Origin of the sequence: Pontimicrobium sp. SW4, from assembly GCF_039954625.1 — a bacterium.
GTDB lineage: Bacteria > Bacteroidota > Bacteroidia > Flavobacteriales > Flavobacteriaceae > Pontimicrobium.
The window spans coordinates 563,125-588,577 of sequence record NZ_CP157199.1; the positions used below are offsets into that span (position 1 = coordinate 563,125).

At 31.6% G+C, this 25,453-nt stretch carries 25 protein-coding genes and 1 pseudogene; 11 read left to right on the forward strand and 15 right to left on the reverse strand.

Translation table 11 applies throughout. The annotated features are described in order from the left end of the window. Positions 1-94: 94 nt before the first annotated feature. Together murB and ABGB03_RS02665 are read right to left on the reverse strand one after the other, a co-directional pair. The gene (gene murB, locus ABGB03_RS02660; protein WP_347924613.1) at positions 95-1,108 is read right to left on the reverse strand and encodes a UDP-N-acetylmuramate dehydrogenase; all 1,014 of its coding nucleotides are present in this window, start codon (positions 1,106-1,108) and stop codon (positions 95-97) included. Next, positions 1,108-2,298: a pyridoxal phosphate-dependent aminotransferase gene (locus ABGB03_RS02665; protein WP_347924614.1), complete on the reverse strand. Its 1,191-nt coding sequence runs from the start codon at positions 2,296-2,298 to the stop codon at positions 1,108-1,110. Before ABGB03_RS02665 ends, murB begins: the two co-directional genes overlap by 1 nt. A gap of 125 nt (positions 2,299-2,423) precedes the next feature. Between ABGB03_RS02665 and ABGB03_RS02670 the strand changes: the two genes are divergently transcribed. After that, entirely contained in the window at positions 2,424-3,761 is a 1,338-nt protein-coding gene (locus ABGB03_RS02670; protein ID WP_347924616.1) for an aspartyl protease family protein, read from the forward strand. Between the two features lie 50 nt (positions 3,762-3,811). Here the strand turns inward: ABGB03_RS02670 and ABGB03_RS02675 are convergent, their stop codons facing one another. Further along, complete coding sequence (locus ABGB03_RS02675; RefSeq protein WP_347924618.1) at positions 3,812-4,240, reverse strand: DUF1573 domain-containing protein; 429 nt, start codon at positions 4,238-4,240, stop codon at positions 3,812-3,814. A gap of 183 nt (positions 4,241-4,423) precedes the next feature. Between ABGB03_RS02675 and ABGB03_RS02680 the strand changes: the two genes are divergently transcribed. Further along, the gene (locus ABGB03_RS02680; protein WP_347924619.1) at positions 4,424-7,057 is read left to right on the forward strand and encodes a valine--tRNA ligase; all 2,634 of its coding nucleotides are present in this window, start codon (positions 4,424-4,426) and stop codon (positions 7,055-7,057) included. Positions 7,058-7,297: 240 nt separating this feature from the next. Here the strand turns inward: ABGB03_RS02680 and ABGB03_RS02685 are convergent, their stop codons facing one another. The 3 genes from ABGB03_RS02685 to ABGB03_RS02695 all read right to left on the reverse strand — a co-directional run bounded on the left by ABGB03_RS02685 (position 7,298) and on the right by ABGB03_RS02695 (position 9,766). Further along, positions 7,298-8,398, reverse strand: a complete 1,101-nt coding sequence (locus tag ABGB03_RS02685) for a DNA alkylation repair protein (protein WP_347924621.1) — start codon at positions 8,396-8,398, stop codon at positions 7,298-7,300. A 6-nt stretch (positions 8,399-8,404) separates the two neighbouring features. Further along, positions 8,405-8,950, reverse strand: coding sequence for an SRPBCC family protein (locus ABGB03_RS02690; protein WP_347924622.1), 546 nt, complete (start codon positions 8,948-8,950; stop codon positions 8,405-8,407). A 126-nt stretch (positions 8,951-9,076) separates the two neighbouring features. Further along, positions 9,077-9,766, reverse strand: a complete 690-nt coding sequence (locus ABGB03_RS02695) for a YafY family protein (RefSeq protein WP_347924624.1) — start codon at positions 9,764-9,766, stop codon at positions 9,077-9,079. Between the two features lie 267 nt (positions 9,767-10,033). Here ABGB03_RS02695 and ABGB03_RS02700 point away from each other — a divergent pair. Further along, positions 10,034-10,999, forward strand: a pseudogene (locus ABGB03_RS02700) (IS110 family transposase). 71 nt (positions 11,000-11,070) lie between these two features. On the opposite strand, the gene ABGB03_RS02705 reads toward ABGB03_RS02700, so the two are convergent. The 7 genes from ABGB03_RS02705 to rsfS all read right to left on the reverse strand — a co-directional run bounded on the left by ABGB03_RS02705 (position 11,071) and on the right by rsfS (position 16,289). Further along, a complete protein-coding gene (locus tag ABGB03_RS02705; RefSeq protein ID WP_347924626.1) occupies positions 11,071-11,436 on the reverse strand; it encodes a glyoxalase in 366 nt (121 codons plus the stop codon). Positions 11,437-11,519: 83 nt separating this feature from the next. After that, the gene (locus ABGB03_RS02710; protein WP_347924627.1) at positions 11,520-11,786 is read right to left on the reverse strand and encodes an acyl-CoA-binding protein; all 267 of its coding nucleotides are present in this window, start codon (positions 11,784-11,786) and stop codon (positions 11,520-11,522) included. Next, positions 11,786-12,436, reverse strand: coding sequence for a phosphatidylserine decarboxylase family protein (locus ABGB03_RS02715; RefSeq protein ID WP_347924629.1), 651 nt, complete (start codon positions 12,434-12,436; stop codon positions 11,786-11,788). Before ABGB03_RS02715 ends, ABGB03_RS02710 begins: the two co-directional genes overlap by 1 nt. Beyond that, positions 12,426-13,247, reverse strand: coding sequence for a phosphatidate cytidylyltransferase (locus ABGB03_RS02720; protein WP_347924630.1), 822 nt, complete (start codon positions 13,245-13,247; stop codon positions 12,426-12,428). The genes ABGB03_RS02715 and ABGB03_RS02720 overlap by 11 nt, the downstream gene beginning before the upstream one ends. 9 nt (positions 13,248-13,256) lie before the next feature. Beyond that, entirely contained in the window at positions 13,257-13,865 is a 609-nt protein-coding gene (locus ABGB03_RS02725; protein ID WP_347924632.1) for an LUD domain-containing protein, read from the reverse strand. 95 nt (positions 13,866-13,960) lie between these two features. Beyond that, on the reverse strand, positions 13,961-15,907 hold the full coding sequence (gene ftsH, locus ABGB03_RS02730) for an ATP-dependent zinc metalloprotease FtsH (protein ID WP_347924633.1): 1,947 nt from the start codon (positions 15,905-15,907) through the stop codon (positions 13,961-13,963). A gap of 10 nt (positions 15,908-15,917) precedes the next feature. After that, on the reverse strand, positions 15,918-16,289 hold the full coding sequence (gene rsfS / locus ABGB03_RS02735; RefSeq protein WP_347924635.1) for a ribosome silencing factor: 372 nt from the start codon (positions 16,287-16,289) through the stop codon (positions 15,918-15,920). A gap of 94 nt (positions 16,290-16,383) precedes the next feature. Here rsfS and ABGB03_RS02740 point away from each other — a divergent pair, with 94 nt between their 5' ends. Beyond that, on the forward strand, positions 16,384-17,115 hold the full coding sequence (locus tag ABGB03_RS02740) for a biotin--[acetyl-CoA-carboxylase] ligase (RefSeq protein ID WP_347924637.1): 732 nt from the start codon (positions 16,384-16,386) through the stop codon (positions 17,113-17,115). On the opposite strand, the gene ABGB03_RS02745 is transcribed toward ABGB03_RS02740, so the two are convergent. Together ABGB03_RS02745 and pyrE are read right to left on the reverse strand one after the other, a co-directional pair. Next, the gene (locus tag ABGB03_RS02745; RefSeq protein WP_347924638.1) at positions 17,112-17,507 is read right to left on the reverse strand and encodes an SRPBCC family protein; all 396 of its coding nucleotides are present in this window, start codon (positions 17,505-17,507) and stop codon (positions 17,112-17,114) included. The two genes, ABGB03_RS02740 and ABGB03_RS02745, sit on opposite strands and share 4 nt — an antisense overlap. Positions 17,508-17,528: 21 nt before the next feature. After that, positions 17,529-18,173: an orotate phosphoribosyltransferase gene (gene pyrE / locus ABGB03_RS02750; RefSeq protein WP_347924640.1), complete on the reverse strand. Its 645-nt coding sequence runs from the start codon at positions 18,171-18,173 to the stop codon at positions 17,529-17,531. A gap of 129 nt (positions 18,174-18,302) precedes the next feature. Between pyrE and ABGB03_RS02755 the strand changes: the two genes are divergently transcribed. The 7 genes from ABGB03_RS02755 to ABGB03_RS02785 all read left to right on the forward strand — a co-directional run bounded on the left by ABGB03_RS02755 (position 18,303) and on the right by ABGB03_RS02785 (position 25,441). Further along, positions 18,303-18,884 carry an NUDIX domain-containing protein gene (locus ABGB03_RS02755; RefSeq protein WP_347924642.1) on the forward strand — a complete coding sequence of 194 codons (582 nt, stop codon included), beginning with the start codon at positions 18,303-18,305 and terminating at the stop codon, positions 18,882-18,884. 140 nt (positions 18,885-19,024) lie between these two features. Then, on the forward strand, positions 19,025-20,293 hold the full coding sequence (locus ABGB03_RS02760; protein WP_347924644.1) for a DUF2851 family protein: 1,269 nt from the start codon (positions 19,025-19,027) through the stop codon (positions 20,291-20,293). Positions 20,294-20,399: 106 nt separating this feature from the next. Then, on the forward strand, positions 20,400-20,627 hold the full coding sequence (locus ABGB03_RS02765; protein ID WP_347924646.1) for a PspC domain-containing protein: 228 nt from the start codon (positions 20,400-20,402) through the stop codon (positions 20,625-20,627). 3 nt (positions 20,628-20,630) lie between these two features. Next, positions 20,631-21,662 (forward strand): potassium channel protein, encoded by a 1,032-nt coding sequence (locus tag ABGB03_RS02770; protein ID WP_347924648.1) that lies wholly within the window; start codon positions 20,631-20,633, stop codon positions 21,660-21,662. A 99-nt stretch (positions 21,663-21,761) separates the two neighbouring features. Continuing rightward, complete coding sequence (locus tag ABGB03_RS02775; protein ID WP_347924650.1) at positions 21,762-23,396, forward strand: alanine/glycine:cation symporter family protein; 1,635 nt, start codon at positions 21,762-21,764, stop codon at positions 23,394-23,396. A 15-nt stretch (positions 23,397-23,411) separates the two neighbouring features. Continuing rightward, a complete protein-coding gene (locus tag ABGB03_RS02780; protein WP_347924652.1) occupies positions 23,412-24,281 on the forward strand; it encodes a helix-hairpin-helix domain-containing protein in 870 nt (289 codons plus the stop codon). 20 nt (positions 24,282-24,301) lie between these two features. Further along, on the forward strand, positions 24,302-25,441 hold the full coding sequence (locus tag ABGB03_RS02785; protein WP_347924653.1) for an acyl-CoA dehydrogenase family protein: 1,140 nt from the start codon (positions 24,302-24,304) through the stop codon (positions 25,439-25,441). Positions 25,442-25,453: the final 12 nt, after the last annotated feature.

The following is a 25,453-nucleotide window of genomic DNA, read 5'->3' on the forward strand; positions in this document are numbered from 1 at the left end:
GAAAATATATTTATAAAAACAAGATAGCAATTATACTGGTTAATTAAAAGTGTAAACTGTTTTCTTGAAACTCTATTTTGTGTAACGCTAAATGTTAAAAAATATTTACTTCAGCTTCTAAATTAATGTCAAAAATACGTTTTATAGTTTTTTGAATGAGTTTAGATAAGTTTAATATGTCATTTCCATTAGCATTACCATAATTTACCAAAACTAATGCTTGATTTTTATGAACACCATAATTCTCAAACGTTTTACCTTTAAAGCCAGCCTGTTCTATTAACCATCCTGCAGGAATTTTAACTAACTCCGCCGAAACACTATAACTTGGTATTTCAGGAAAATTTTGTTTAAGTATGTCAAACTGAGTTTTTGAAACTATTGGGTTTTTAAAAAAACTACCACTATTTCCAATTTCTTTTGGGTCTGGAAGTTTAGATGACCTTATTGCAATAACAGCCTTAGAGACATCTTTTATGGTTGGTTTGGTAATGTTTTGTTTTTCTAATTCGTTACCTATCGCACCATAATCGGTTTTAATAGCATGATTTTGAGTGCTAAGTTTAAAGGTTACACTCAAAATAATGTATTGCCCTTTTAGTTCATTTTTAAATACAGAATTTCTATAATCAAATTGGCAGTCTTCTTTTGTAAACGTTTTTATTTTACCAGATGCGATGTGTAAAGCTTCGCAAGACTCAAAAACATCTTTTAACTCCACACCATAAGCACCAATATTTTGGATGGGAGCCGTACCAACATTTCCTGGTATTAATGACAAATTTTCAATACCACCAAAATCATTATCAATACACCAAAGAACAAATTCATGCCAATTTTCTCCAGCATATGCCTTAACAAGAACCGTAGATTCTGTTTTAGAAACTAAATCAATTCCTTTTAAATTTATATGAAGCACTAGAGATTCAATATCCTCGGTAAGTAGCATATTGCTTCCACCTCCTAAAATTAATCTGCTTTGATAGTCTTGTGACTTTAAAACTTCTAGTAACTCTTCAATATTATTTATCGAAATAAAGTGTTTTGAACAAACATCTATACCAAAGGTATTGTATGGTTTTAGTGATATGTTTTTTTGTATGTTCACTAATTTTTGTAAACCTTTAAAGCCTCTTTTAAAATATTTACTGCTTTAATTAAGCTTTCTTTATTTAAAACGTAAGCAATTCTTATTTGATTAAGACCAACTCCAGGAGTTGAGTAAAACCCTGGCGCTGGAGCAACCATAACAGTTTCACCATTAACGTCAAATTTTTCTAAAAGCCATTGTGCAAAAGCATCGGCATCATTTATTGGTAATTCAGCAATACAATAAAAAGCACCTTTTGGTCTTGCAACTTTCACACCTTCTATTTTTTGTAACTCTTCAATTAGGGTGTTACGTCTTTCTACATATTCGCTAATAACTTCATCAAAATAACTTTGAGGTGTTGATAAAGCAGCCTCGCTAGCAATTTGAGCTAAAGTTGGAGGAGATAAACGAGCTTGAGCAAACTTTAAAGCGGTTTGCACAACCTCCTTGTTTTTTGAAACAAGACAGCCTATTCTTGCACCACACATACTGTAGCGTTTAGAGACAGAGTCAATTACAATTGCATGTTGATCAAGATCGTTTTCTTGCAAAATAGAATAGTGCGTTGCACCATCATAAGCAAATTCACGATATACTTCGTCTGCAATTAAAAATAAATCGTGTTTTTTTACTATTGCAGCTAGTTTTTTAATTTCTTCTTTAGAATATAAATAACCTGTTGGATTTCCAGGGTTGCAAATTAAAATTGCTTTTGTTTTTGGTGTGATAAGCTTCTCAAATTCTTCAATTGGAGGTAATGCAAAATTATCTTCAATTTTTGAAATCACAGGAACAACTTTTACTCCAGAAGCAGTAGAAAAGCCATTATAATTGGCATAAAAAGGCTCAGGTATAATAATTTCGTCGTCAGTATCCATAATACTTCCAAAAGCAAAAAGCAAAGCTTCACTTCCTCCAGTAGTTACTATAATGTCATCATGATTTACATAAATATTATTTTTTGCATAGTAATCTGCTATTTTTATTCTATAACCTTCAGAGCCTTCAGAACGTGTATAAGCTAAAATATCTAATGAATGTACTTTTACAGCATCTAAAGCTACTTGAGGTGTTTTAATATCTGGTTGTCCAATATTTAAATGATAGACAGTTTTTCCTTGTTTATATGCATTTTCGGCAAATGGCACCAATTTTCTAATTGGTGATTGAGGCATTTTTTTTCCTTTGTTAGATATACTTGGCATTATGTGTGTTTTTATGGAGCTGTAAAGTTGCAAAAAATAATCCTAAAGTTTATTTAAAAAATAGAGCTTTAGAAAGTATTTTGTGAAAAAGATTCGTAAATTGTAAGTAGCCTATAATAAATTGCATGAAAAAAAGGGGTTTAATATTTTTAATATTGTTTATATTAAATTTATCTGGGTATGCCCAAGGTAAATTTGTATTACAAGATATAGTGAAGGATAAGATTAGCTTTAAAATGATAAGCAACCTTATCATTATCCCTGTAGAAGTTAATGGAGTTAAGTTATCTTTTTTGTTAGACACAGGTGTTAGTAAGCCTATTATTTTCAATTTTGTAAACCTTTCGGATGAATTGAAGATTAATCAAACGGAGCAATTTTTTTTAAGAGGATTAGGTGAAGGCAATTCTGTTGAGGCACTTAAATCAAAAGATAATATTTTTAGAATAGGAGAAGCAGTTAGTATTGGGCAGGATGTGTATGCAATTTTCGATCCTTCGCTAAATTTTACGCCTCAGCTTGGAATACCAATTCATGGTATTATTGGGTACGATTTGTTTAAAGATTTTATAGTAGAAATAAACTACACAAAAAAACATATAATTCTTCATAACCCTGAATTTTATATTCCTAAAAAGTGTAAATCCTGTCAAACTTTTAATTTAGAGTTTTCAAGTAATAAGCCATTTATTGATGGTAGTGTAACTATTAACGGAAATAGTAAGCCTGTTCCAGTTAAACTTTTAATAGATTCTGGAGGTAGTGATGCTCTTTGGTTGTTTGATGATACTGAGGAAAACATAAAAATACCTGAAAAGTTTTTTCATGATTTCTTGGGAAGAGGCCTTAGTGGAAGCGTTTATGGTAAACGCACAAAAATCAATAAATTCTCTATTGGTACCTTTACTTTAGAAGGGGTGAATACTGCTTTTCCAGATTCTACTTCAATTAGTGTCGCTAGAAAATTTAAAGAAAGAAATGGGAGTTTGGGAGGTGAGATTTTAAAGCGTTTTAATGTGATATTTGATTACCCAAACAGGAAAATAACTTTGCGTAAGAATAGTAACTTTAAAGATTCTTTTAATTATAATAAAAGCGGGATTTCACTTGAACATAGTGGTGTTAGAGTTGTAAAGGAGTTGAAATCGAATCAAGCTAAAATGCCTTATGGAACAACTAATAATAGTGCTGGAGGAAGTATTATCAATTTTTCTAGTTCATACAAATATGCGTTGGCACCGTCATTTGCTATAATTGAGTTGCGAAAAGATTCTCCTGCAGAAAAAGTAGGTTTAAAGTTAGACGATATAATATTAAGAATCAATAATAAAGACGCGCATCTTTATTCTATTCAAGAAATAATGCAACTTTTTTATGGTCCAAATGGTAAGCGTATAAAATTAATTATTGATAGAGCTGGTGTGCAAATGAAGTTTTCGTTTCAATTAGAAAGTATGTTCTAAAAAAAATCCCCCAAAATGGAGGATTTTTTAATATATATTTAAAGATTTTATTATTCTTGCTCTAGAACACTTTTACTTTTTTTCTCAAGAACACTGCTTTTACTAGGGTCTATAACGTTTCCTTTAATTTTTAAAGCAACACTTGATGTTTCAGCATTAGAAGTAACTAAAATAGTTTTCATGATAACACCTAATCTTTTTGTGTCATATTTCACTTCAATTTCACCAGTTTCTCCTGGCATAATTGGTGCTTCAGGTTTTTTTGGTACGGTACAACCACAAGTAGATTTAACTTTCGTTATAACTAGTGGTGCATCTCCAGTATTTGTAAATTCAAATACACGAACACCATCTGCTCCTTTTTCAATTGTACCATAATCTATGGTTTCAGTTTTAAACTTGATTTTAGCAACTTTTTCCTGTGCAGATACTGCAAAACCAATCATTCCTACGAATAATAAGACTATTAATTTTTTCATTATTTGAGTTTTTAATCATTGTAAACTTACATACATTTTGAGAAATCTACAAAAATATTAGATGTAATGCATTCTTGGTTATGCATTCTACCTATCCTTAAAGATTTTATTAAGGCATTTAATTTCTCAGAAAACAAAATATAAGTACTTTTGCACATTAGTATTCAAAAATTATTCCAAAGTATGTCTATACCATCGCAATATGATGCAAATAATGTAGAAAATAAGTGGTACGATTACTGGATGAAACACAATTATTTTCATTCAGAACCAGATGAAAGAGAGCCATATACTATTGTAATTCCTCCACCAAATGTTACTGGAGTATTGCATATGGGACATATGCTTAATAATACATTGCAAGATGTATTAATTAGACGTGCACGTTTATTAGGAAAAAATGCCTGTTGGATTCCTGGTACAGACCACGCGTCTATTGCAACCGAAGCAAAAGTTGTTGCAAAACTTAAGGAACAAGGAATTGATAAAAATGATTTATCACGAGATGAATTTTTAAAGCATGCTTGGGATTGGACACATGAATATGGAGGCGTTATATTAGAGCAGCTTAAAAAATTAGGATGCTCTTGTGATTGGGATCGTACAAAGTTTACGATGGATGATGATATGAGCGAAGCCGTTATTAAGGTTTTTGTTGATTTGTTTAATAAAGGCTTAATTTATCGTGGTTACCGAATGGTAAATTGGGACCCTGAAGCTAAAACAACTTTGTCCGATGAAGAAGTTGAGTATATCGAAAAGCAAGGAAAATTATATCAAGTTGCTTATAAGATAAAAGATTCTAACGATGTTGTTACTATTGCTACAACACGTCCAGAAACAATCTTAGGTGATACAGCAATTTGTATTAATCCAAACGATGAAAGATATATACATCTTAAAGGGAAAAAGGTAATTGTACCAATTTGTAATAGAGAAATTCCAATAATTGAAGATGATTATGTTGATATTGAATTTGGTACTGGATGTTTAAAAGTTACACCTGCTCATGATGTAAATGATAAAGAAATAGGTGATAAGCATAATCTAGAGGTTATTGATATTTTTAATGAAGATGCTACGCTTAATAGCTATGGATTGCATTACGAAGGTAAAGATCGTTTTGAAGCAAGAAAGGAGATTGTTAAGGAATTAGAAAGCTTAGGTTGTTTAACAAAAATTGAAGACTACAACAATAGAATTGGGATTAGTGAACGTACAAAAGCTATTATAGAACCACGCTTAAGCGACCAATGGTTCTTAAAAATGGAAGACCTTGTAAAACCTGCGATTTCAGCAGTATTAGAAACTGGAGATATTAAGTTTTTTCCAAAGAAAATTGAAAATACGTATAGACATTGGATGACAAATATTCGCGATTGGAATATTTCTCGTCAATTACTTTGGGGACAACAAATTCCAGCATATTATTTTGGAGATGGTCAAGAAGATTTTGTAGTTGCTGAGTCTAAAGAAGAGGCATTACAGCTAGCACAAGAAAAATCTGGAAACAAAGCACTTTCTTTAAACGATTTAACTCAAGAGAAAGACGCATTAGACACTTGGTTTTCATCATGGTTATGGCCAATAAGTGTGTTTGATGGTATTAGAAATCCGGATAACAAAGACATAAATTATTACTACCCAACAAACGACCTGGTAACAGGTCCAGATATTATTTTCTTTTGGGTAGCACGTATGATTATTTCTGGTTACGAATATAAAAACGAAAAGCCTTTCAATAATGTCTATTTTACAGGAATTGTGCGCGATAAGCAAGGACGTAAAATGTCTAAGCAGTTAGGAAACTCTCCTGATGCTTTAAAACTTATTGAAACCTATGGCGCAGATGGTATAAGAGTTGGCATGTTGTTATTAAGTTCAGGGGCTGGGAACGATTTATTGTTTGACGAAGAAAAATGCCAACAAGGTAAAGCCTTTGCAAATAAGATATGGAATGCTTTTAGATTAATAGATGGTTGGGAAGTAGCAGATATTGAGCAACCAGAATATGCTAAAATAGCAATTGATTGGTACAAAAATAAATTTCAACAAACACTAGCTGTTATTGAAGACCACTTTAGCAAATATCGTTTAAGTGATGCTTTAATGGAAACCTATAAACTTATCTGGAACGATTTCTGTTCGTGGTTATTGGAAATGGTAAAACCAGCTTACCAACAACCAATCGATAAAACAACATTTGATGCAGTAATTGCTATTTTAGAAAATAACTTAAAAATATTGCATCCATTTATGCCTTTCTTAACGGAAGAAATTTGGCAGTTTATTGCTAAGCGTTCTCCAGAGGAAGCATTAATAGTTGCTACATGGCCAAAAAGTAAGCCTGTAAATAATAAGATAATAGAAGAGTTTGATTTTGCATCAGAAGTTATTTCGGGTATTCGTACCATTAGAAAGCAAAAAAATATTGCGTTTAAAGATGCGATTGAACTGTTTGTATTGAATAACGAAAAAGCAGCTACTAGCTTTGATGTGGTAATAAGTAAACTCGGTAATATTTCTGCATTAAATTATACAGATACGGCAATTGATGGCGCATTGACCTTTAGAGCAAAATCTAATGAATATTTTGTGCCAATGCAAGGAAGTATTGATGTTGAAGCTGAAAAAGCAAAACTTACAGAAGAACTTAATTATACCGAGGGCTTTTTAAAATCTGTACAAAAGAAGCTTTCTAATGAGCGCTTTGTTGCTGGAGCACCAGAACAAGTTGTCGCGAGTGAAAAGAAAAAAGAAGCAGATGCTTTAGCCAAAATTGAAACGATTAAAGCGAGTTTGGCTAGTTTGAATTAATGAGTTCGTTTAACGGTCTCGTATATGAAAAGTAGCGCTGAAAATAAGCGATAAGTTTTCGGATGAAACACAAGCCAAATTTTTAAATTTTACTAATTATCTTTTTTATTGGAAATCGTCAAATTTAAAAATTTGGCGACTTTCCAAAAAATGGCTTGCCTTATGATGAAAACTTTGTTTCTAAATTAGCTTAAAATTGCTTGTTTTTTAACTCAGTTCTTTGTTATGCCCTTTTATTTTTTATTCTGTTAGTTTGAAATCTATTTTTTCAAATTCCTTTCCGTTTACAATAAGGGATACTTGATGTTTTCCAAGATGAAATTTACGAGTGGTAATTATTTTAAATGATTGTTTTCTATTTATTATGGATGTTGATTTCGTTAAATATTTTTTCTCAGTAATTTTAAATACTTTTTTTGATAACGAGCCATTAGCTTTTTGATAATATACCCCATATTCAAGTCTGATTGTTGAATTTTCCTTATCAGTATTTATAAGTTGGAAAGAAAACTCTAAATATTTTCCGACTTTAACTATTGGAGTGAGAAGCCTAAAGTCAATTATTTTGATTTTATCAATAGCTCCAAAACCAAATAGTTCCATTAGTTCCGAATTCCCTTGTTTTAAAAGAGTACGAGAAGCGTGCTTTGTTAAAGCATCGGTTTCTTTTGTTTTTCCTTTCCACTTTTTTACAAGGTCAATTACAGTTTGAGGATTGTCTTTTGAAATGTCGTTTAGGTTGTTTGCTACACTTCTCCTTACATATTCAGAATCATCGTTTTTTAGGTTTTCAAGAATGGATATTATGGGTACTGGATTTTTCTTTAGAGAAGGAATTGTCATTGCCCAAGGAAGCCTAGGTCTACACCCTTCAGAGGCAAGTCGTCTAACCTTATGGTTCTTATGATTAGACCAATCAAGCATTTGTTTTAACATTTCATTTTGATGTTTAATAATAAAAGGTCTGACAGCAAATTCACAACTTGTAAACTGTGTAACTGTTTCAATAAGTGCAATCGATGTATCGAAATCATTTATGCCATATATTTCTATAAAATCAGGAAGAAACATAAATTCTATACTTGTCTCCTTAAAACCTTTTTGTTCTAACTTATTAATCAGTAATTTTATATATCTAGCAGATTTGTGAAACTTTTTCGGAAAAAAATCACCAAGAACGAGAGCGATATGTCGCATTCTTTGTTTCAGTTCCATTTTATCCCATTCGGTACTGAAAATTTGATTCAAAAATACGGTCTTATTAAAATTAGGAACAACCTCTCCGAGGCAATCGGAGAGGTTGTTAAAAAACTCTTTAGAATATATATTTTTAAGAGCCATACTCATTTATTCTTGCTTTGATTTTTCCATGTAATTCTCAATAATTTTTCCATCAAATTTTGCGATTAATTGTTTCGCCATATCGCCAAAAACATCTACTAAAGTAGTTTTATTCATTTCTAACATTTCTTGATTTTCATGATTAAAATGCATATCCCAAGTTAGTATTGTTTTATCACCTTTTGCTTCTAGCGTGGTTAGAGAAAAACTTTCAGTAAATCCAAATTCGGTTGCCTCTTTTTTTGTTGAAGCCCAACCTAAATCTGTTTCTTGCCAAACTACTTTTTCGGTATGAATTATACCTTTTTCACCTTCTGCCATTGGTTTAAAGTGGCAAGTGTATGAAATGCATTTCTCGTTTTTTACTTCGGTTTCTACTTTTTCTAAACCAGCACTAAACTTAGGCATATTAGCAGGGTCGCCAACTAAATCATACACCTTCGAAGTTGGCTGATTTAATTCTAAAACCATTCGATTCCTTAAAGGACTATTTACATAATTACTTGCTAATGGATACGTTGATGTTGTTTTTTGTTCTGTCTTTTCACTCATTTTTACTTTGTTTTGACTGCCGCAACTAATTAATAGGATTAGCGTTAGCATGATTAATAATTGTCTCATATCGTTTGTTAATTTTAATTTGAGACAAAAGTAAATAAGGAGAGTGACAGCCCTATGTCAACTAAGGTTGGTTAATTCACTAAAATAATTTGAAAGATTAAAATCTTCCTGATAATCAAAGTTTTGTGAGGTTGTGTTTGATTCTATAACTCGGTCTAACCTAAACTCTCTGACTTCGTTCCTTAATCTACAGTACGCAACTACAACCCATGCTTTTTCTGTAAAATAAATTCCTAATGGCTCTATTTCTCTTAGGGTAATTTCATCTTTATAAAAAGAGTGATATTTAATTTGTACAACTAAGGTATTTGTAATTGCTTTTTGAATTACTGATAATGAGTTGCTTTCAAACGTTTCTTTTGTGGTAGATGGTATCACTCGGTTATCGAGTTTAGTAATATTGTCTTTTTCAGCGTTTCTTAGTACGGACTTTATCTTGAAGAGTAATGAATTGAAATCTTTTTTAAGCGAAGAATCTCCTTGGTTTAAGATTAATTTTTCAGATACAATTAAGGCATTTGCTTCTTCTTCTGTTATCATTATTGGAGGTAGTGAATATCCTTCAACAATAAAATATCCTATACCATTTTCTGAACCAATTGGAACTCCCGATTCTTGTAGTGTTTTAATATCTCGGTAAACGGTTCTTAAACTAATTTCAAATCTATCTGCAATTTCCTTTGCAGTTACTATCTTTTTAGATTGTAAATGAATTAAAATTGAAGTAATTCGTGTTAGTCTGTTCATTTTTTAATTGGGCATAATGGTGTGTATGGAATCGTTTTAATGTTTTATACAGGTCTTAAGTTTACAATCTATTAATTTTAGAGTTTAAAATCAGAAAGAACAAAAGAGAGAAATAAGATTAGTATACACGGTGAAGCCTAGACTTCGACAACATTGGTAATCCTCTCTCTTTTTCTACTAAGATTTCGTTCAGTTCTGTGAGACTATAGATCTCGATTTTAAGTTGTTGAAACGTCAGTAGCCTGTTCTTTCCAAAAATCAGTTCTTATGAATAAATATAAAGAAATTTATGGAGTTGACATTAGTAAAGATGTCTTTGATGTTTACGGTTCATTAAGTGGACATGCTCAGTTTAAAAATGACGAGCAAGGATTCCTAGACTTTTTTAAAAAGTCTATCAAATGATGTTTTGGTAGTCATGGAAGCTACAGGCTATTACCATTATCGATTGTCACAGTTTTTATATAAAAAGGGTGTATCAGTATCCGTAGTAAATCCCTTGTCAGTAAAACGCTTCATCCAGATGAAACTAGCAAAAGTAAAAACAGATAAGAGTGATGCCAAGTCCATTTGTGAGTATGTCACGATGAACGAATTACCAATGTACGCAGCCTTTACAGATGTTCATGCAGAATGCTTACAGCTTTTTAGATTGTTAGACAATTACATAAAACAGCGTACACAGACCAAGAACAAGCTTCATGGGGAAGAGACATTAGGGATTCCATCAAAGTATGCCTATAAGTCATTGCAGCGTGATTTAAAACACTTGGATAAGGAGATTAAAGGAATAGAGTTAATATTACTGGAACTGGTAAAACAAGATCAGCAACAGCAATTAACCTTGCTAAAGAGCATTCCAGGAATGGGCACAAAGACCGCCTTGTTTTTAATCGTTGTAACCGAAGGTTTTAAAAAGTTTGAAGCGCCTCACAGCTTTGCAGTTATGTAGGTATTACACCAACAATACGGGAATCAGGGAGCAGTGTTAGAGGACGCAGTAGGATAAGTAAAGTAGGCAATAAAAAACTCAGGAATTTATTATTTCTATGTGCTTTTTTGGCTTGCAAACATAACAAGGCATGTAGAGCAATGTATGAACGAATTGTAGCAAAGGGGAAGAGTAAAAAGTTAGCACTAATAGCTGTTGCAAATAAGTTACTAAAACAGGCTTTTGCAATTGCAAAAAGCGGATTGCCTTATGATGAAAATTTTGTTTCTAAATTAGTTTAAAACTGCTTGTTTTTTAACTCAGTTCTTTGTTAAACGAATTTCGACTATTTTTTTGAGAAAGTCAAGACGGATTACTTCTTAAACTCACCAATGTGCCATAACACACCAGAAGGGTCGTACATAAAAAACTCATTACCCCAATCGTTATAGCTAATATTGGTTACACGTACATTTTTCTGTTTTTTGTCTAGTTGTAAACTTGTTATCTTATCAAGGTGTTGTTGTAGATTGTCAACTTCTAAAAATAGCATGGAGTTATCTACCCAATCTTTTACATAAGCGTCTTGTAAATAAAACCCAAAGGCACCTAGCTTAAAGTAAGACATTTTAGGAGAGGTTTTTATTTCTTCAAAACCAAAATCCAAATAGAAGTTTCTGGACTCTTCAAAGTTTTTGGCACCTATAAATGCTCTAATTGATTTTATTTGAAATTCCATGTTATTAAAGTTAAATAAAAAATCGTTAGTGCAAGGTGTTTACGATGTGGCAATCCTATAAAGTAAAACACTTAGTTATATATTTATTTTCTATACAAAAAGTAATTGTTAACCAAGTCAATATATTGTTGTTTAGCTTGGTCTTGGCTTATGTTTTCCGCTTGAAAAAGTGCGTTTGTTTTAAACGCATTAATTAGAGGTTCTCTGCTTTTTGGTCTGCTGTAATCATTGGTAGCCTTTTTATAATATGCATAAAGTTTTAATAAAATATCGGCAGGAAAAGGCTCTTTATGCGCATTGATGCGATTAACAGCGTCTTCAAATTTAATATGTAACTCTTTAGAAGTCATTACATTTCAGCAATTATACTTTCGCCACCACGAACTTTTTGATTTAGTGTTACTTTAATATTGGTGTCTAAAGGTAAAAATAAATCAACTCTGGAGCCAAATTTAATAAATCCTTGATCTGATCCTTGCTTTGCACTTTCACCTTCCTTTGCATAGTTAACTATCCGTTTTGCTAATGCTCCAGCAATTTGTCTAAAAAGAACTCTACCATATTTTGCGTTTTCAACAACAATAGTTGTACGTTCGTTTTCTGTACTTGATTTTGGATGCCACGCTACTAAATATTTTCCAGGATGGTATTTACTGTACAGTACATTTCCACCAATAGGATAACGTGTAACGTGCACATTTATTGGAGACATAAATACACTTACTTGTATGCGCTTGTCTTTAAAGTATTCGGTTTCTTCCACTTCTTCAATAACTACTACTTTTCCATCAACTGGAGATAAAACATGCTTATCATTTAAAGCTGAGTGGCGTTTTGGATTTCTAAAAAATTGAAGGATAAGTACTAAAAAGACTAATAGTCCAATTTCTAATAGAATTTTGAGCCATGAAATAGAAATATAGCGGTCTACTAGTAAAACAGAAACGACTACTAGAGTAAAACTTATGAGTATTATTTTATAGCCTTCTTTATGAAACATATTTTAAAATTCTTAAGAATAAATAAATAAATGGTGCCGCAAAAATAATACTATCTAAACGATCTAACAATCCACCATGTCCAGGCATTATCACACCACTATCTTTTACATCAGCTTGTCGCTTATATTTCGATTCAATTAAATCTCCTAATGTACCAAAAACATTCACAATTATAGCAAGTATTAACCACTCGGTAGAACCCAAAGTGTTAGTGTGTTTTGCAATAAAATAACTACTAATACATGCAAAAAGTAAGCCTCCTAAAAAGCCTTCAACTGTTTTTTTTGGAGATATGCTAGGAAACAATTTTTGTTTCCCAAAATTTTTACCAACTAAATACGCAAAAGTATCATTTACCCAAACTAATATAAATGCACCTAGTAAAATATTTGGATTAAATATTTCGTAATAATTTGCAATAAGAATTATAAAAATGAAACCACTCGATAAATAGAAGGTGGTATTAATGTACTTATTGGTTATAAAAAGTGGCAATGTCTTTTTTGAAAATAAATCTTTTATTAAAAAAAGCATTACAAATATGGTTAATACATGCAAAATTTGAATTGCTTCATCAAACCCCTCATTATTATCTAACATTAATTGCCAATAAGAAAAAGAGAAGTAGGAAATTATAAAAATTACGTAGGAGCTAACCCCTTTTTGGTTGATGAGTTTGTTAAACTCAGCAATGCAAATCAATCCAAAAACAAAAAATAAACCTATTAAAAGGTGTTGTGATTGTAAGGATAATAAAAAAAGGATAACGTATAAAACGCCTGAAATTGCTCTAACAATTAGTTCTTTCACGTGGTTTGGTTAAAGGTCTTCTAATAAGAGCAAATATAAGTTTTTTGAGCTACTTCCATAACTTAAGAAGTCGTTATCTTCGCTAGCTTTAAAATGTTTAATTGTAGTAATATTGGTAGGTATTTTTTCACGATTCTTATCTTTTATACCTCTTAGTCCTTCACTAATAGTTTCTACAAACTGACTTGTAGTAGCAAAAATGATAAAATTTGAAGGAAGTTCCTTTAGTTTCTTTTCAGCAATTTGATTGGACGAAATTAAAAGCGAACCATCGTTAGAGATTAAATATTCACAAGTGGTTAAAAAATATGTACACTCACTTGTTTTTTTACTCATTTTTAGATTAAAGTTAGCAAATTTGTCACCTAAGCGATCGTCAAGAACCATCACATGTTTATCTTTCCAATCGTTTTCTTCTAAAATTAGAGTTAAATTTTGGTCTACTTCATCAAAATCTTCACAATATAAAAATTTACCTCCATTAGCTTTAAAATTGATGGTAAAACGCTCATCAATAGGCAGCTTAATATCAGGCATATATTTGCTTCTCTCGTCGTTTTCAATGCGTTCTTGAGAGTCGCTAGATTTTGGACCGAAGATTTTTCGAAATAGGCTCATTTAGGGTTTCGCTATTAACCAGTTAAGTCCTAGTTTTTATCAAATATATAAAATCTAAAGGAAACATTAGGCTATTTAAGGTTTTTGTAACGGTTCTACTCTTCTTCGGCTATATCTTCATCATGCTTCGTAAAAGGACTTTTTCCAAAGATTACTTCAAGATTATCTTTAAAAATCACTTCTTTTACAAGAAGCTCTTCAGCTAATAAGGTGAGTTTGTCTTTATTTTCCTCTAATATTTTTATAGCGCGTTGGTATTGTGCTTCAATAATATCTGAAATTTCTTTATCAATCAATTCAGCAGTTCGTTCACTATAAGGTTTTGTAAATCCATATTCATTTTGACCTGAAGAATCATAATACGTGAGGTTTCCTACCTTATCGCTTAAACCATAGATAGTTACCATGGCTCTTGCTTGTTTAGTGACTTTTTCCAAATCACTTAAAGCTCCAGTTGAAATTTTATTGAATATTACTTTTTCGGCAGCTCTACCACCTAAGGCAGCACACATTTCATCTAGCATTTGCTCTGGACGAACAATTAAACGTTCTTCTGGTAAATACCAAGCAGCTCCTAACGAACGTCCACGAGGAACGATGGTTACTTTTACTAATGGAGCAGCATGTTCCAGTAGCCAACTTATGGTTGCGTGACCTGCTTCATGATATGCTACAGCTTTTTTCTCAGCAGGTGTTATTATTTTATTTTTCTTTTCTAGTCCTCCAACAATTCTATCTACAGCATCAAGGAAATCTTGTTTTTCTACAGATTTTTTTCCTTTTCTTGCTGCGATTAATGCAGCTTCATTACACACATTGGCAATATCCGCTCCAGAGAATCCTGGAGTTTGTTTAGATAAGAAATCTGTATTTAATTCTTTTGCTTTTTTAAGTGGTTTTAAATGCACTTCAAAAATTTCTTTACGCTCACGAACATCTGGAAGGTCAACAAATATTTGTCTATCAAAACGTCCAGCACGCATTAAGGCTTTATCTAAAACATCTGCTCTGTTTGTGGCAGCAAGTACAATAACATTAGTGTTTGTACCAAAGCCATCCATTTCGGTTAACAATTGGTTAAGCGTATTTTCTCTTTCATCATTGGAACCAGAGAAATTTGCTTTTCCTCTTGCACGACCAATAGCGTCTATTTCATCAATAAAAATAATTGCAGGAGATTTTTCTTTAGCTTGTTTAAATAAGTCACGAACTCTAGAAGCTCCAACACCAACAAACATTTCTACAAAATCTGATCCAGATAATGAGAAGAAAGGTACTTTAGCTTCTCCAGCTACTGCTTTTGCTAATAAAGTCTTACCAGTTCCTGGAGGGCCTACTAATAAGGCTCCTTTTGGGATTTTTCCACCTAAAGAAGTGTATTTTTCAGGATTTTTTAAGAAGTCTACAATCTCTTGTACTTCTTCTTTTGCGCCTTCTAAACCAGCTACATCTTTAAAAGATGTTTTTACTTCGGTATTTTGATCAAATAGTTTGGCTTTAGATTTTCCAATATTAAAAATCTGACCTCCGGCACCACCGCCTCCACCTGAAGACATACGACGCATAATAAAGATCCAAACGCCAATAATAAGTACAAAAGGTAAGAGTGTAAGTAGAAAATCGCCCCAAAGGTTTTCCTCTATTTTATAATCTACAATGGTAGTTAATTCTGTATTTTCAGATTTAATTTGATCTATTTTATCTTCAAAATTTTGAAGATCTCCTAACTGAAACTGATAGTTTGGAGCTTTTCCAGACATTGGTAGCAGTTGAGGTTTTACAGTATTTTTATGTTCCGTTTTAGAAATGGCTTCAGGTGTTAAATAGACTTTGGCCTGAATTCTGTTTATGATGACTACTTTTTCTACATCACCATTTTCAAAATACTCGAAAAATTTATCTTGAGTGGTTGGAGATCCAGTGGTTGAACCCATACCACCTGAAAGAACTTGAATTCCTAAAAATATAACTATAATGATTCCGTAAATCCAATATGGGCTAAACTTTGGTTTTTTTGTATTTAATTTATTATCTTTTGACATGTACTGTTTTTTAGTAACTGGTTTTTATTTCGGTTGATTTTGCGTCTCCCCAAAGGCTTTCAATATCATAATATTCTCTAATATGCTTTTGAAAAACATGAACAACCACATTAACGTAATCCATTAAAACCCATTCGGCATTATCACTACCTTCGATATGCCAAGGTTTGTCTTTAGCTTCTTTACTAACCTTTTTTTGGATGGAATTTACAATGGCGTTAACTTGTGTATTTGAAGTTCCTTCGCAAATAATAAAATAATCGCAAACGGTATTTTCTATATCTCTTAAATCTAAAATATTAATGTTTTGTCCTTTTACATCTTCAATGCCATTTAATACAACTGATATTAAATGGTCTGCATTACTATTTTCTTTCGTCATTAAATTGTTTTAATTTGTGCAAAGTTATTATTTTTTTAGGTCATAATACCTTTAATATTCTTAAGAAAATTATAATTTAAATTTTCTAGTCGTAATGCATATAATCAAACTTAATGCCATTGACTCTACAAATTCGTATTTGCGTGAGTTGGCTTCTAAAAAAACTTTAGAAGATTTTACAGTTGTTATAGCTAAACACCAAACGAACGGTAGAGGTCAAATTGGAGCTGTTTGGAATTCAGAAAAAGGTAAAAACCTTACTTGTAGTGTGTTTAAACGAAACTGTGGCGTATCTATTGATGATAAATTTTATATAAGTATGGTGACTTCTTTGGCAATTATTAAAACATTACAGCTGTTTCATGTTCCAAAATTAGTGGTTAAATGGCCTAACGACATTTTGTCAGAACAAAAAAAAATATGTGGTATTTTAATTGAAAATGTCATAAAACAACAAGACATTGAAGGTAGTATTATTGGTATTGGTTTAAATGTAAATCAAACACAGTTTGCAAATTTACCATCAGCTTCTTCATTAAAAAATCTCACAGGAAACTTGTTTGACCTAGAAGAGTTATTAGTTCGTATTGTAGATCAATTAAAATATTATTTTGATAAATTAGAACAAGGAAAGCATGACTTTATAAAGCGTGCTTATGAAGCGTTGCTTTTTAGAAAACAAAAACCATCAACTTTTAAAGATTTTGAAGGAAATCTATTTTCAGGATTTATTCAAGGCGTAAATAATAATGGGACGCTTCAAATATTACTTGAAGATGATATTATAAAAGAATTTGAATTAAAAGAAATACAGTTGTTGTACTAGATTACGTTTGGAATATTCGTAGCAAGGGTTTCAATAAATTTTGATATTGGGCCTTTAATCATCATAGCCATCATTGGATTAAAATCACCTGCAAAACTTAATTGAATATCACTTTGGTTTTCTGAAGTTTCAGTAATATTACCTACTAAAGAAAAATCTAGCTTTCCACCTGCAGCTCCTAGTACAATTCTATTTGGTGGGGTAGCTTCTTTTTGCTTTAAAATAATTTCTGGCATACCTTTTAAGGCAAACAAAAATTTGCCTTCATCTAAAACTTCAAACTTACTAATGTTTTCGGGCATCAATTTTTCAAAATTCTCAACATTGGTTAAAAAATTAAAAACGTCTTGTGCCGATTTATTTACAGATACTTTAGGTGATTCTAAATTCATAGTGTGTTTTTTATTAACGTATCAATTAGCGTTCCATTCACTTGGATTAGCATTCCATTGCGACAAAGTTTCCAATTCTTTTTTGTTAATATAATGTGTGTCTAATGCTTGTTCTAGCAAGTTTTCGTAATTACTAAGAGTATGAAGTGTTACATTTTCTTTTGTAAAATTTTCATTAGCGATATCAAAGCCATATGAGAAAATAGCGACCATACCTTTTACATTAACTTCGGCAGTTTTTAGGGCTTTAACAGCATTTAAACTGCTTTTTCCTGTGCTAATTAAATCTTCAACGACTACAACGCTTTGTCCTTTTTGAATATAACCTTCAATTTGATTTTGACGCCCATGTTTTTTTGCTTCAGGGCGTACATATATAAACGGTAAACCTAAATATTCTGCAACTAATGCCCCAATACCAATAGCTCCAGTAGCAACACCAGCGATAACATCTGGTTTACCATATTGTTTTTCAATATGTTTTGCCATTTTTTCACGGATATAGTTTCGTATTGGTGGATACGAAAGTACAATTCGATTATCGCAATATATTGGCGATTTCCATCCAGAAGCCCAAGTAAAAGGTTCTTTAGGACTTAGTTTTATAGCATTAATTTGTAGTAAAACTTCGGCAGTTTTTTTGGCAGTGTTCTTGTTAGCAATCATAGTTACAAAACTACGTATAAATTTATTTTTAGGAATAAAAAAATATTGAATAAAAATATTTTTTTGAAGATGTCTTGCTATGAATTAAAAATTGATACTTTTACAAAAGCCTAACTCTTATTATACACAATGTATAAAGTATTTGTTAACCACAAACCTATTATCCTTACTTCTATAGTTTCGAAGGATAAACTATACAAAACGTACCCTCTAAAATATGTAGATTTACCTAAAGTAGTTCGTGACCTTAAAAGAAAGGCTATTGAAGGGGTATATTTATATCATCCAAATAAAGATAAGCTTTTAAAAAAATTCTTAAAAAAGTTTCCAAATGTGATTGCAGGGGGTGGTAAAGTGATTAACGATGATGGGAAAGTATTATTTATTTACCGAAACGATAAATGGGATTTGCCTAAAGGTCGTGTTGAAAATAAAGAGACTATAGAAGAAGGAGCCATTCGTGAAGTTGAAGAAGAAACAGGTGTAAAGGGACTTAGAATTACAAAACCTTTAGAAACTACCTATCATATTTTTAAGCGTAATGGACGTTATAAAATCAAGATTACCTATTGGTTTGAAATGCATACCAGCTATAGTGGAGAATTAAAGCCAGAAACCAGTGAAGGGATTACCAAAGTAAAATGGCTTGGAAAGAAAAAACAAGCCAAAGCTATTGAAAATAGTTACGCCAATATTAGAGAATTACTGTGAATCAATGAGATCAATTTGATAGAAGTATTGAGATTTTTAACCATTATACCTATTAGTAAATAAAAGTAGCTATTTTACTATTAAACTAATGTGCAGTTGTATGCGTTTTTTCTTACGAAAATTTTCATTAATTTAGTTAAATGCGGGAAGACTTTCTACACTATATATGGAAATATAAAAAGTTTGAGACACTTCAATTACAAACAACAGGAGGTGAAGCAATTTCAATTACTAATATAGGAGCTCATAATCATAATTCAGGACCAGACTTTTTTAACGCTCTATTAGTAATAGGTAAACAATTATGGGCTGGAAATGTTGAAATACATATTAAATCTAGTGATTGGTATGTTCATAACCATGAAAATGACAAAAATTATGACAATGTGATTTTGCATGTAGTTTGGGAACATGATATTGAAATATTTAGAAAAGATAAAACCGAAATACCAACTTTACAACTAAAAACATATGTTTCTAAAAATGTTTTGCAAAGCTTTGAAAAACTATTTTCCAAAAACGAAAAATGGATTAATTGTGAGAATGATTTTTCTTCGGTAGATGATTTTATTCTTCAAAATTGGTTAGAGCGTTTGTATTTTGAGCGTTTAGAAAGAAAAGCTAACGATATTGAGTGGCTTTTAAAACAGTCTAATAATAGTTGGGAAGAAGTGCTTTTTAAAATGCTTGCTAAAAATTTCGGATTAAAAGTAAATAGTGATGCTTTTTTAAGTTTAGCAAATTCATTTGATTTTTCGGTATTACGAAAACAACAATCTAAATTGCAAAGTATAGAAGCCTTATTATTTGGACAAGCGGGATTACTTGATACAGATACTCAAGAACATTATTTAAATGAGCTACAAAAGGAGTATGAATTTATAAAAACTAAATTCCAAATCAATACTATAGGAGTATTGTCTATACAATTTTTTAGGCTGCGACCATCAAATTTTCCTACCATTAGATTATCTCAATTAGCAAATTTATATTATAAACACAGTAATTTATTTTCTAAAATAATTGAAGCAAAAACCACCAAAGACATTTATAATATATTTGATGTAAAAACGTCTGTGTTTTGGGAAACACATTATACCTTAAATAAAACGTCAAAGCGTTCCGCTAAAAAGCTAACGAATTCATTTGTTGACCTTTTAATTATTAATACCATTGCACCATTAAAGTTTTCATATGCAAAACATCAAGGGAAAATAGCAAATGATATTATTCTAAACATTATACAGCAGTTACCTTCGGAGAAAAATGAAGTTGTTAATAAGTTTAATACTTTAAAAAATGTATCTAAATCGGCATTTTATTCACAAGCTTTATTACAATTAAAAAATGAATACTGTGATAAAAATAAATGTTTGCAATGCGCTATTGGAAGTGTATTAATTTCATAGATTTAATTAACTTGCAATATAAAATGAGCTTATGTAAATTCGATATTTATCCAAATTATAATTAGCGCATTACATTTAACAAACAAATAAATAAGTAACAATCATCATGAATATTTTCTATAAAACGTTACTATATTTCCAAAAACACGGCTATTATGTGTGTCAGCGTATTGCAGATCGCTTGGGAATTAGGGCTAAAGTGGTAAGAACATCTTTTATGTACTTAACCTTTGTAACACTTGGGTTTGGTTTTGCACTCTACTTATTTATAGCGTTCTGGATGCGAATTAAAGATTTATTATACACTAAACGAAGCTCGGTTTTTGATTTATAAATTATGACAAACCCTTTAATTAAAGTATTTAGATCTAAAGTTAATACAGCGATAACCCTATTACTCATCTTGCTTTGTATTGGAGTAATAGGTTTTAAGTATCTAAATGAATATACATGGTTAGATGCTTTCTATATGACTGTAATTACAATAACAACAGTTGGATTTAAAGAAGTTGGAGGTTCACTGGATTCTCAATCAAAGATTTTTACTATTTTTCTTATTCTTACTAGTGTTGTAATAGTAGGCTATGCAATAAAAGTTATTACAGAATATATTATCACAAAAAATAATGTTGAAGAACTAAAACAAAAAAAAATGCAAAAAAAGATTGATGCACTTTCTAACCATGTTATTATTTGTGGTTATGGAAGAAATGGAAAACAAGCAGCTAAAAAGTTGTTGGCTCATAAAAGGTCTTTTGTTGTTATTGAGGCAAAAAAAGAAACGGTTGATAAACATCAAAGCGATATGGTGCCTTTTGTATATGGAAATGCAAATGAAGACGATATACTAATGCAAGCAGGAGTTGATAGAGCTAGTTGCTTAATTTCGGCACTACCAAGTGATTCTGATAATGTTTTTGTGGTGCTTTCTGCTAGACAGATAAATAAAGACATACGCATAATAAGTCGAGCTTCACAAGAAACTACCTATGGTAAATTAAAACTTGCAGGCGCAAATAACGTAATCCTACCAGATAAAATTGGAGGAGATCATATGGCTTCATTAGTAGTGGTTCCAGATTTATTGGAGTTTATTGATAATCTTTCAATAGTAGGTGAGACTAATATAAATATTGAAGAAATCTCTGTTGAACATTTGTACGATACATCTCAAATAAAAACCATAAGAGATTTAGATTTACGTAAAAAAACAGGCTGTAATGTTATAGGTTATAAAAATGAAAATGGCGAATACTTGATAAATCCAGAAGCTGAGCAAAAATTAAATCCAAATTCCAAAGTGATTGTTTTAGGACGACCAGAGCAGATACAGAAGTTGAATTCATTATATAATATAGAAGTTGAGTAGGCTTTTTAACAACCAATGTTTTAAAAACTCATTTTTTTTTAGCATCTTGCTTGCTTCAAACATAAAATTGAAATAAACTACTAACTAATATTTTTAACTATGAAGAAATATCTTCTTTCAATGTTTACCCTTATTTTACCAATTTTAACATTCGCTCAAGAAGCTGAAAAAGGCCTAGATGAAAAAATAAATGATGCCTTTATGCCAGTTGCTACTTGGTGGGAAGGTTTTGTATTAACTACAGTGCCTATAGCTGGTAAAGATGTCCCATTTGTTGTTATTCTTTTAGTTGTAGGAGCAACATTTTTTACTATTTATTTTAAGTTTCCAAGTTTTACAAAATTTGGATTGGCAATTAATACAGTAAGAGGAAAATATGACGAGATAGAAGGAGGGCACCATGCTGGAAAAACAGAATTAGCAATTGATGGAGATATTCCTGATACTATTAGAGATGAAAGCAAAGAAGGGGAAGTCAGTCACTTCCAAGCTTTAGCAACCGCAGTTTCTGGAACTGTTGGTTTAGGAAATATTGCAGGTGTAGCTGTAGCAATTGCTTTAGGTGGTCCTGGAGCAACATTCTGGATGATTGTTTGTGGATTAATAGGGATGTCAACAAAATTTGTTGAATGTACGCTAGGTGTAAAATATAGAGATGTCGGTCCAGATGGAACGGTATATGGTGGACCAATGTATTATATGTCTAAAGGATTAAAAGAACGAGGCTTTGCAGGAATAGGAAAAGTGCTTGCCGTAATTTTTGCAGTTCTATGTATTGGAGCTTCATTTGGAGGTGGTAATGCTTTCCAATCTAACCAAGCAACAGTTCAAATTACATCAATGTTAGGATTAGAAGGTGGTTCAATGGGGTTTGTTATTGGAATCATTTTAGCCATCTTAGTTGGTATTGTAATTATTGGAGGTATTAAACGTATTGCTAGTATTACTGAAAAAATTGTACCATTTATGGCCGGAATCTATGTGCTTGCGGCTTTAGTGATAATTTTTGCAAACTTTAGTGATATAGGAACGGCTTTCGGATTAATATTTGATGGAGCATTTACACCTATGGCTGGACTTGGTGGTCTAGTTGGTGTACTTATTGTAGGTTTTCAACGTGCAGCATTCTCAAACGAAGCAGGAGCAGGATCTGCTGCTATTGCGCATTCAGCTGTTAAAACAAAATATCCAGCATCTGAAGGTGTAGTTGCTTTATTAGAACCATTTATCGACACAGTTGTAATTTGTACAATGACCGCTTTGGTTATTATTTTCTTTAATATAGATGGTGGAAATATGCAAAGTGTGTTCCAATATGGAGCAGCTGGAGAATCATCAAGTAGTGTATTGTTAAATGCGGATGGAAGTTCAATTGGAGGAGTAGATTTAACATCTATGGCTTTTGATTCTGTAATACCTGGATTCTCTTATATATTAACAATAGCTATTATATTGTTTGCATTCTCAACAATGATTTCTTGGTCATATTATGGACTTCAATCTTGGAAATATTTATTCGGAAAAGGAAAAACTGCTGATACAGTATACAAAGTATTATTCTTAGTATTTATAGTAATTGGTGCAGCTGCAACTTTAGATGCAGTAATTAAATTTTCTGATGCCATGATATTAGCATTAGTATTTCCAAATATGATAGGTCTATTCTTCTTATTCCCTAAAGTGAGAGAAGAAATGGCTAAGTATGTTTCGGCAATTAGAGGTAGTAAAGAATAAACTAAAATATATATTATGAAGAAATCCCATTTCAAGTTCACAAAAGGACAACGAAGTGGGATTTTTTTATTGTTATTAATCATCTTAATTATGCAAAGTCTATACTATTTTGTAGACTTTTCTTCAAAAGATATCCCAATTAATAAAGATGAATTAATAGTATTTCAAAACGAAATAGACTCGTTGCGTTTAGTTGAAATAGAAGCACAGCAATCAAAAATATTTCCATTCAACCCAAATTACATTACTGATTATAAAGGATACACATTAGGAATGTTGCCAGAAGAAATAGATAGGCTATTAAAATTTCGAGAACAGAACAAATGGGTAAATTCCACAAAGCAATTTCAAGAGGTTACAAAAGTTTCCGATTCTTTATTAAATGCTATATCCCCATATTTTAAATTCCCAGAATGGGTTACAAACCCTAAACCAAAAGCTAGCTTTAAATATCAAAATGACACGCCTAAAACATTTATACAAAAAATAGATTTAAACACAGCAACAGCAAAACAATTACAGGGAATTAATGGGATTGGAGAAAAATTATCAGATAGAATTATTAAGTTTAGAAATAAGTTCGAAGGTGGTTTTATTGATGATGTCCAGTTACAAGATGTTTACGGAATATCACTTGAAGTAATGGAAAGGTTGTTAAACGAGTTTACAGTAAAAACACCAAGACAAATAAAAAAAATTAGGTTAAACTCTACGTCTATTGAACAGCTTGTGACTATTCAGCATATAGACTACGAGATTGCTTACGAAATTTTAGACCAACGGATCTTAAGAGAAGGTTTCAAATCTTTGGATGACTTAACCAAAGTAAAAGGCTTTCCAGTCGATAAAATTGAGATAATTAAATTATATTTGACCCTCAATTAATACGTACCAATTACATAGCTATGAATTTTAATTATAGTGAAGAGCAATTACTAATTGCAGCTTCAGCTAAAGATTTTTCAGAACAATATATTAGACCCAATATCATGGAGTGGGATGAAGCTCAAATTTTCCCTGTTGAACTTTTTAAAAGAGCTGGACAAATGGGCTTTATGGGTATTTTTGTAGATGAAAAATATGGAGGTTCAGGACTTGGCTACCATGAATATATTGCCATTATAGAAGAAATTTCAAAAGTCGACCCTTCAATAGGATTATCAGTAGCAGCTCATAATTCGCTTTGTACAGGACACATTTATTATTTTGGAAACGAAATCCAAAAACAAAAATGGTTACCTAAACTAACATCAGCCGAATGGATTGGAGCTTGGGGATTAACTGAGCATAATACAGGAAGTGATGCTGGAGGAATGAATACTACAGCTATTAAAGATGGAGATTATTATGTACTTAATGGAGCAAAGAATTTTATTACTCATGGAAAAAGTGGAGATGTTGCTGTTGTAATAGCAAGAACAGGAGATAAAGGTGATTCTCGTGGCATGTCTGCTTTTGTGATAGAAAAAGGTACACCAGGATTTACTTCGGGTAAGAAAGAAGATAAATTAGGAATGCGTGCAAGTGAAACAGCAGAACTAGTGTTTGATAATTGTCGTATACATAAAGATAATATGTTAGGAGAAGAAGGCGAAGGATTTATTCAATCATTAAAAGTATTGGATGGTGGACGAATATCAATTGGAGCTTTGTCTTTGGGGATAGCGAAAGGCGCCTATGAAGCATCCTTAAAATATTCTAAAGAGCGTCATCAATTTGGTAAACCTATATCAAGCTTTCAAGGTATTTCATTTAAATTGGCTGATATGGCTACCGAAATTGAAGCATCAGAGTTATTACTTCATAAAGCTGCATCTAAAAAAAATGCAGGCGAACGTATGACAACCATTGGCGCCATGGCAAAAATGTATGCAAGTGAAGTATGTGTAAAAGTAGCTAATGATGCTGTTCAAATTCATGGAGGCTACGGATACACAAAAGAGTTTCCTGTGGAAAAATTTTATAGAGACTCTAAGTTATGTACTATTGGAGAAGGCACAACCGAAATTCAAAAATTGGTAATCGCTAGAAATATTTTAAAATAAAATATAATTGCG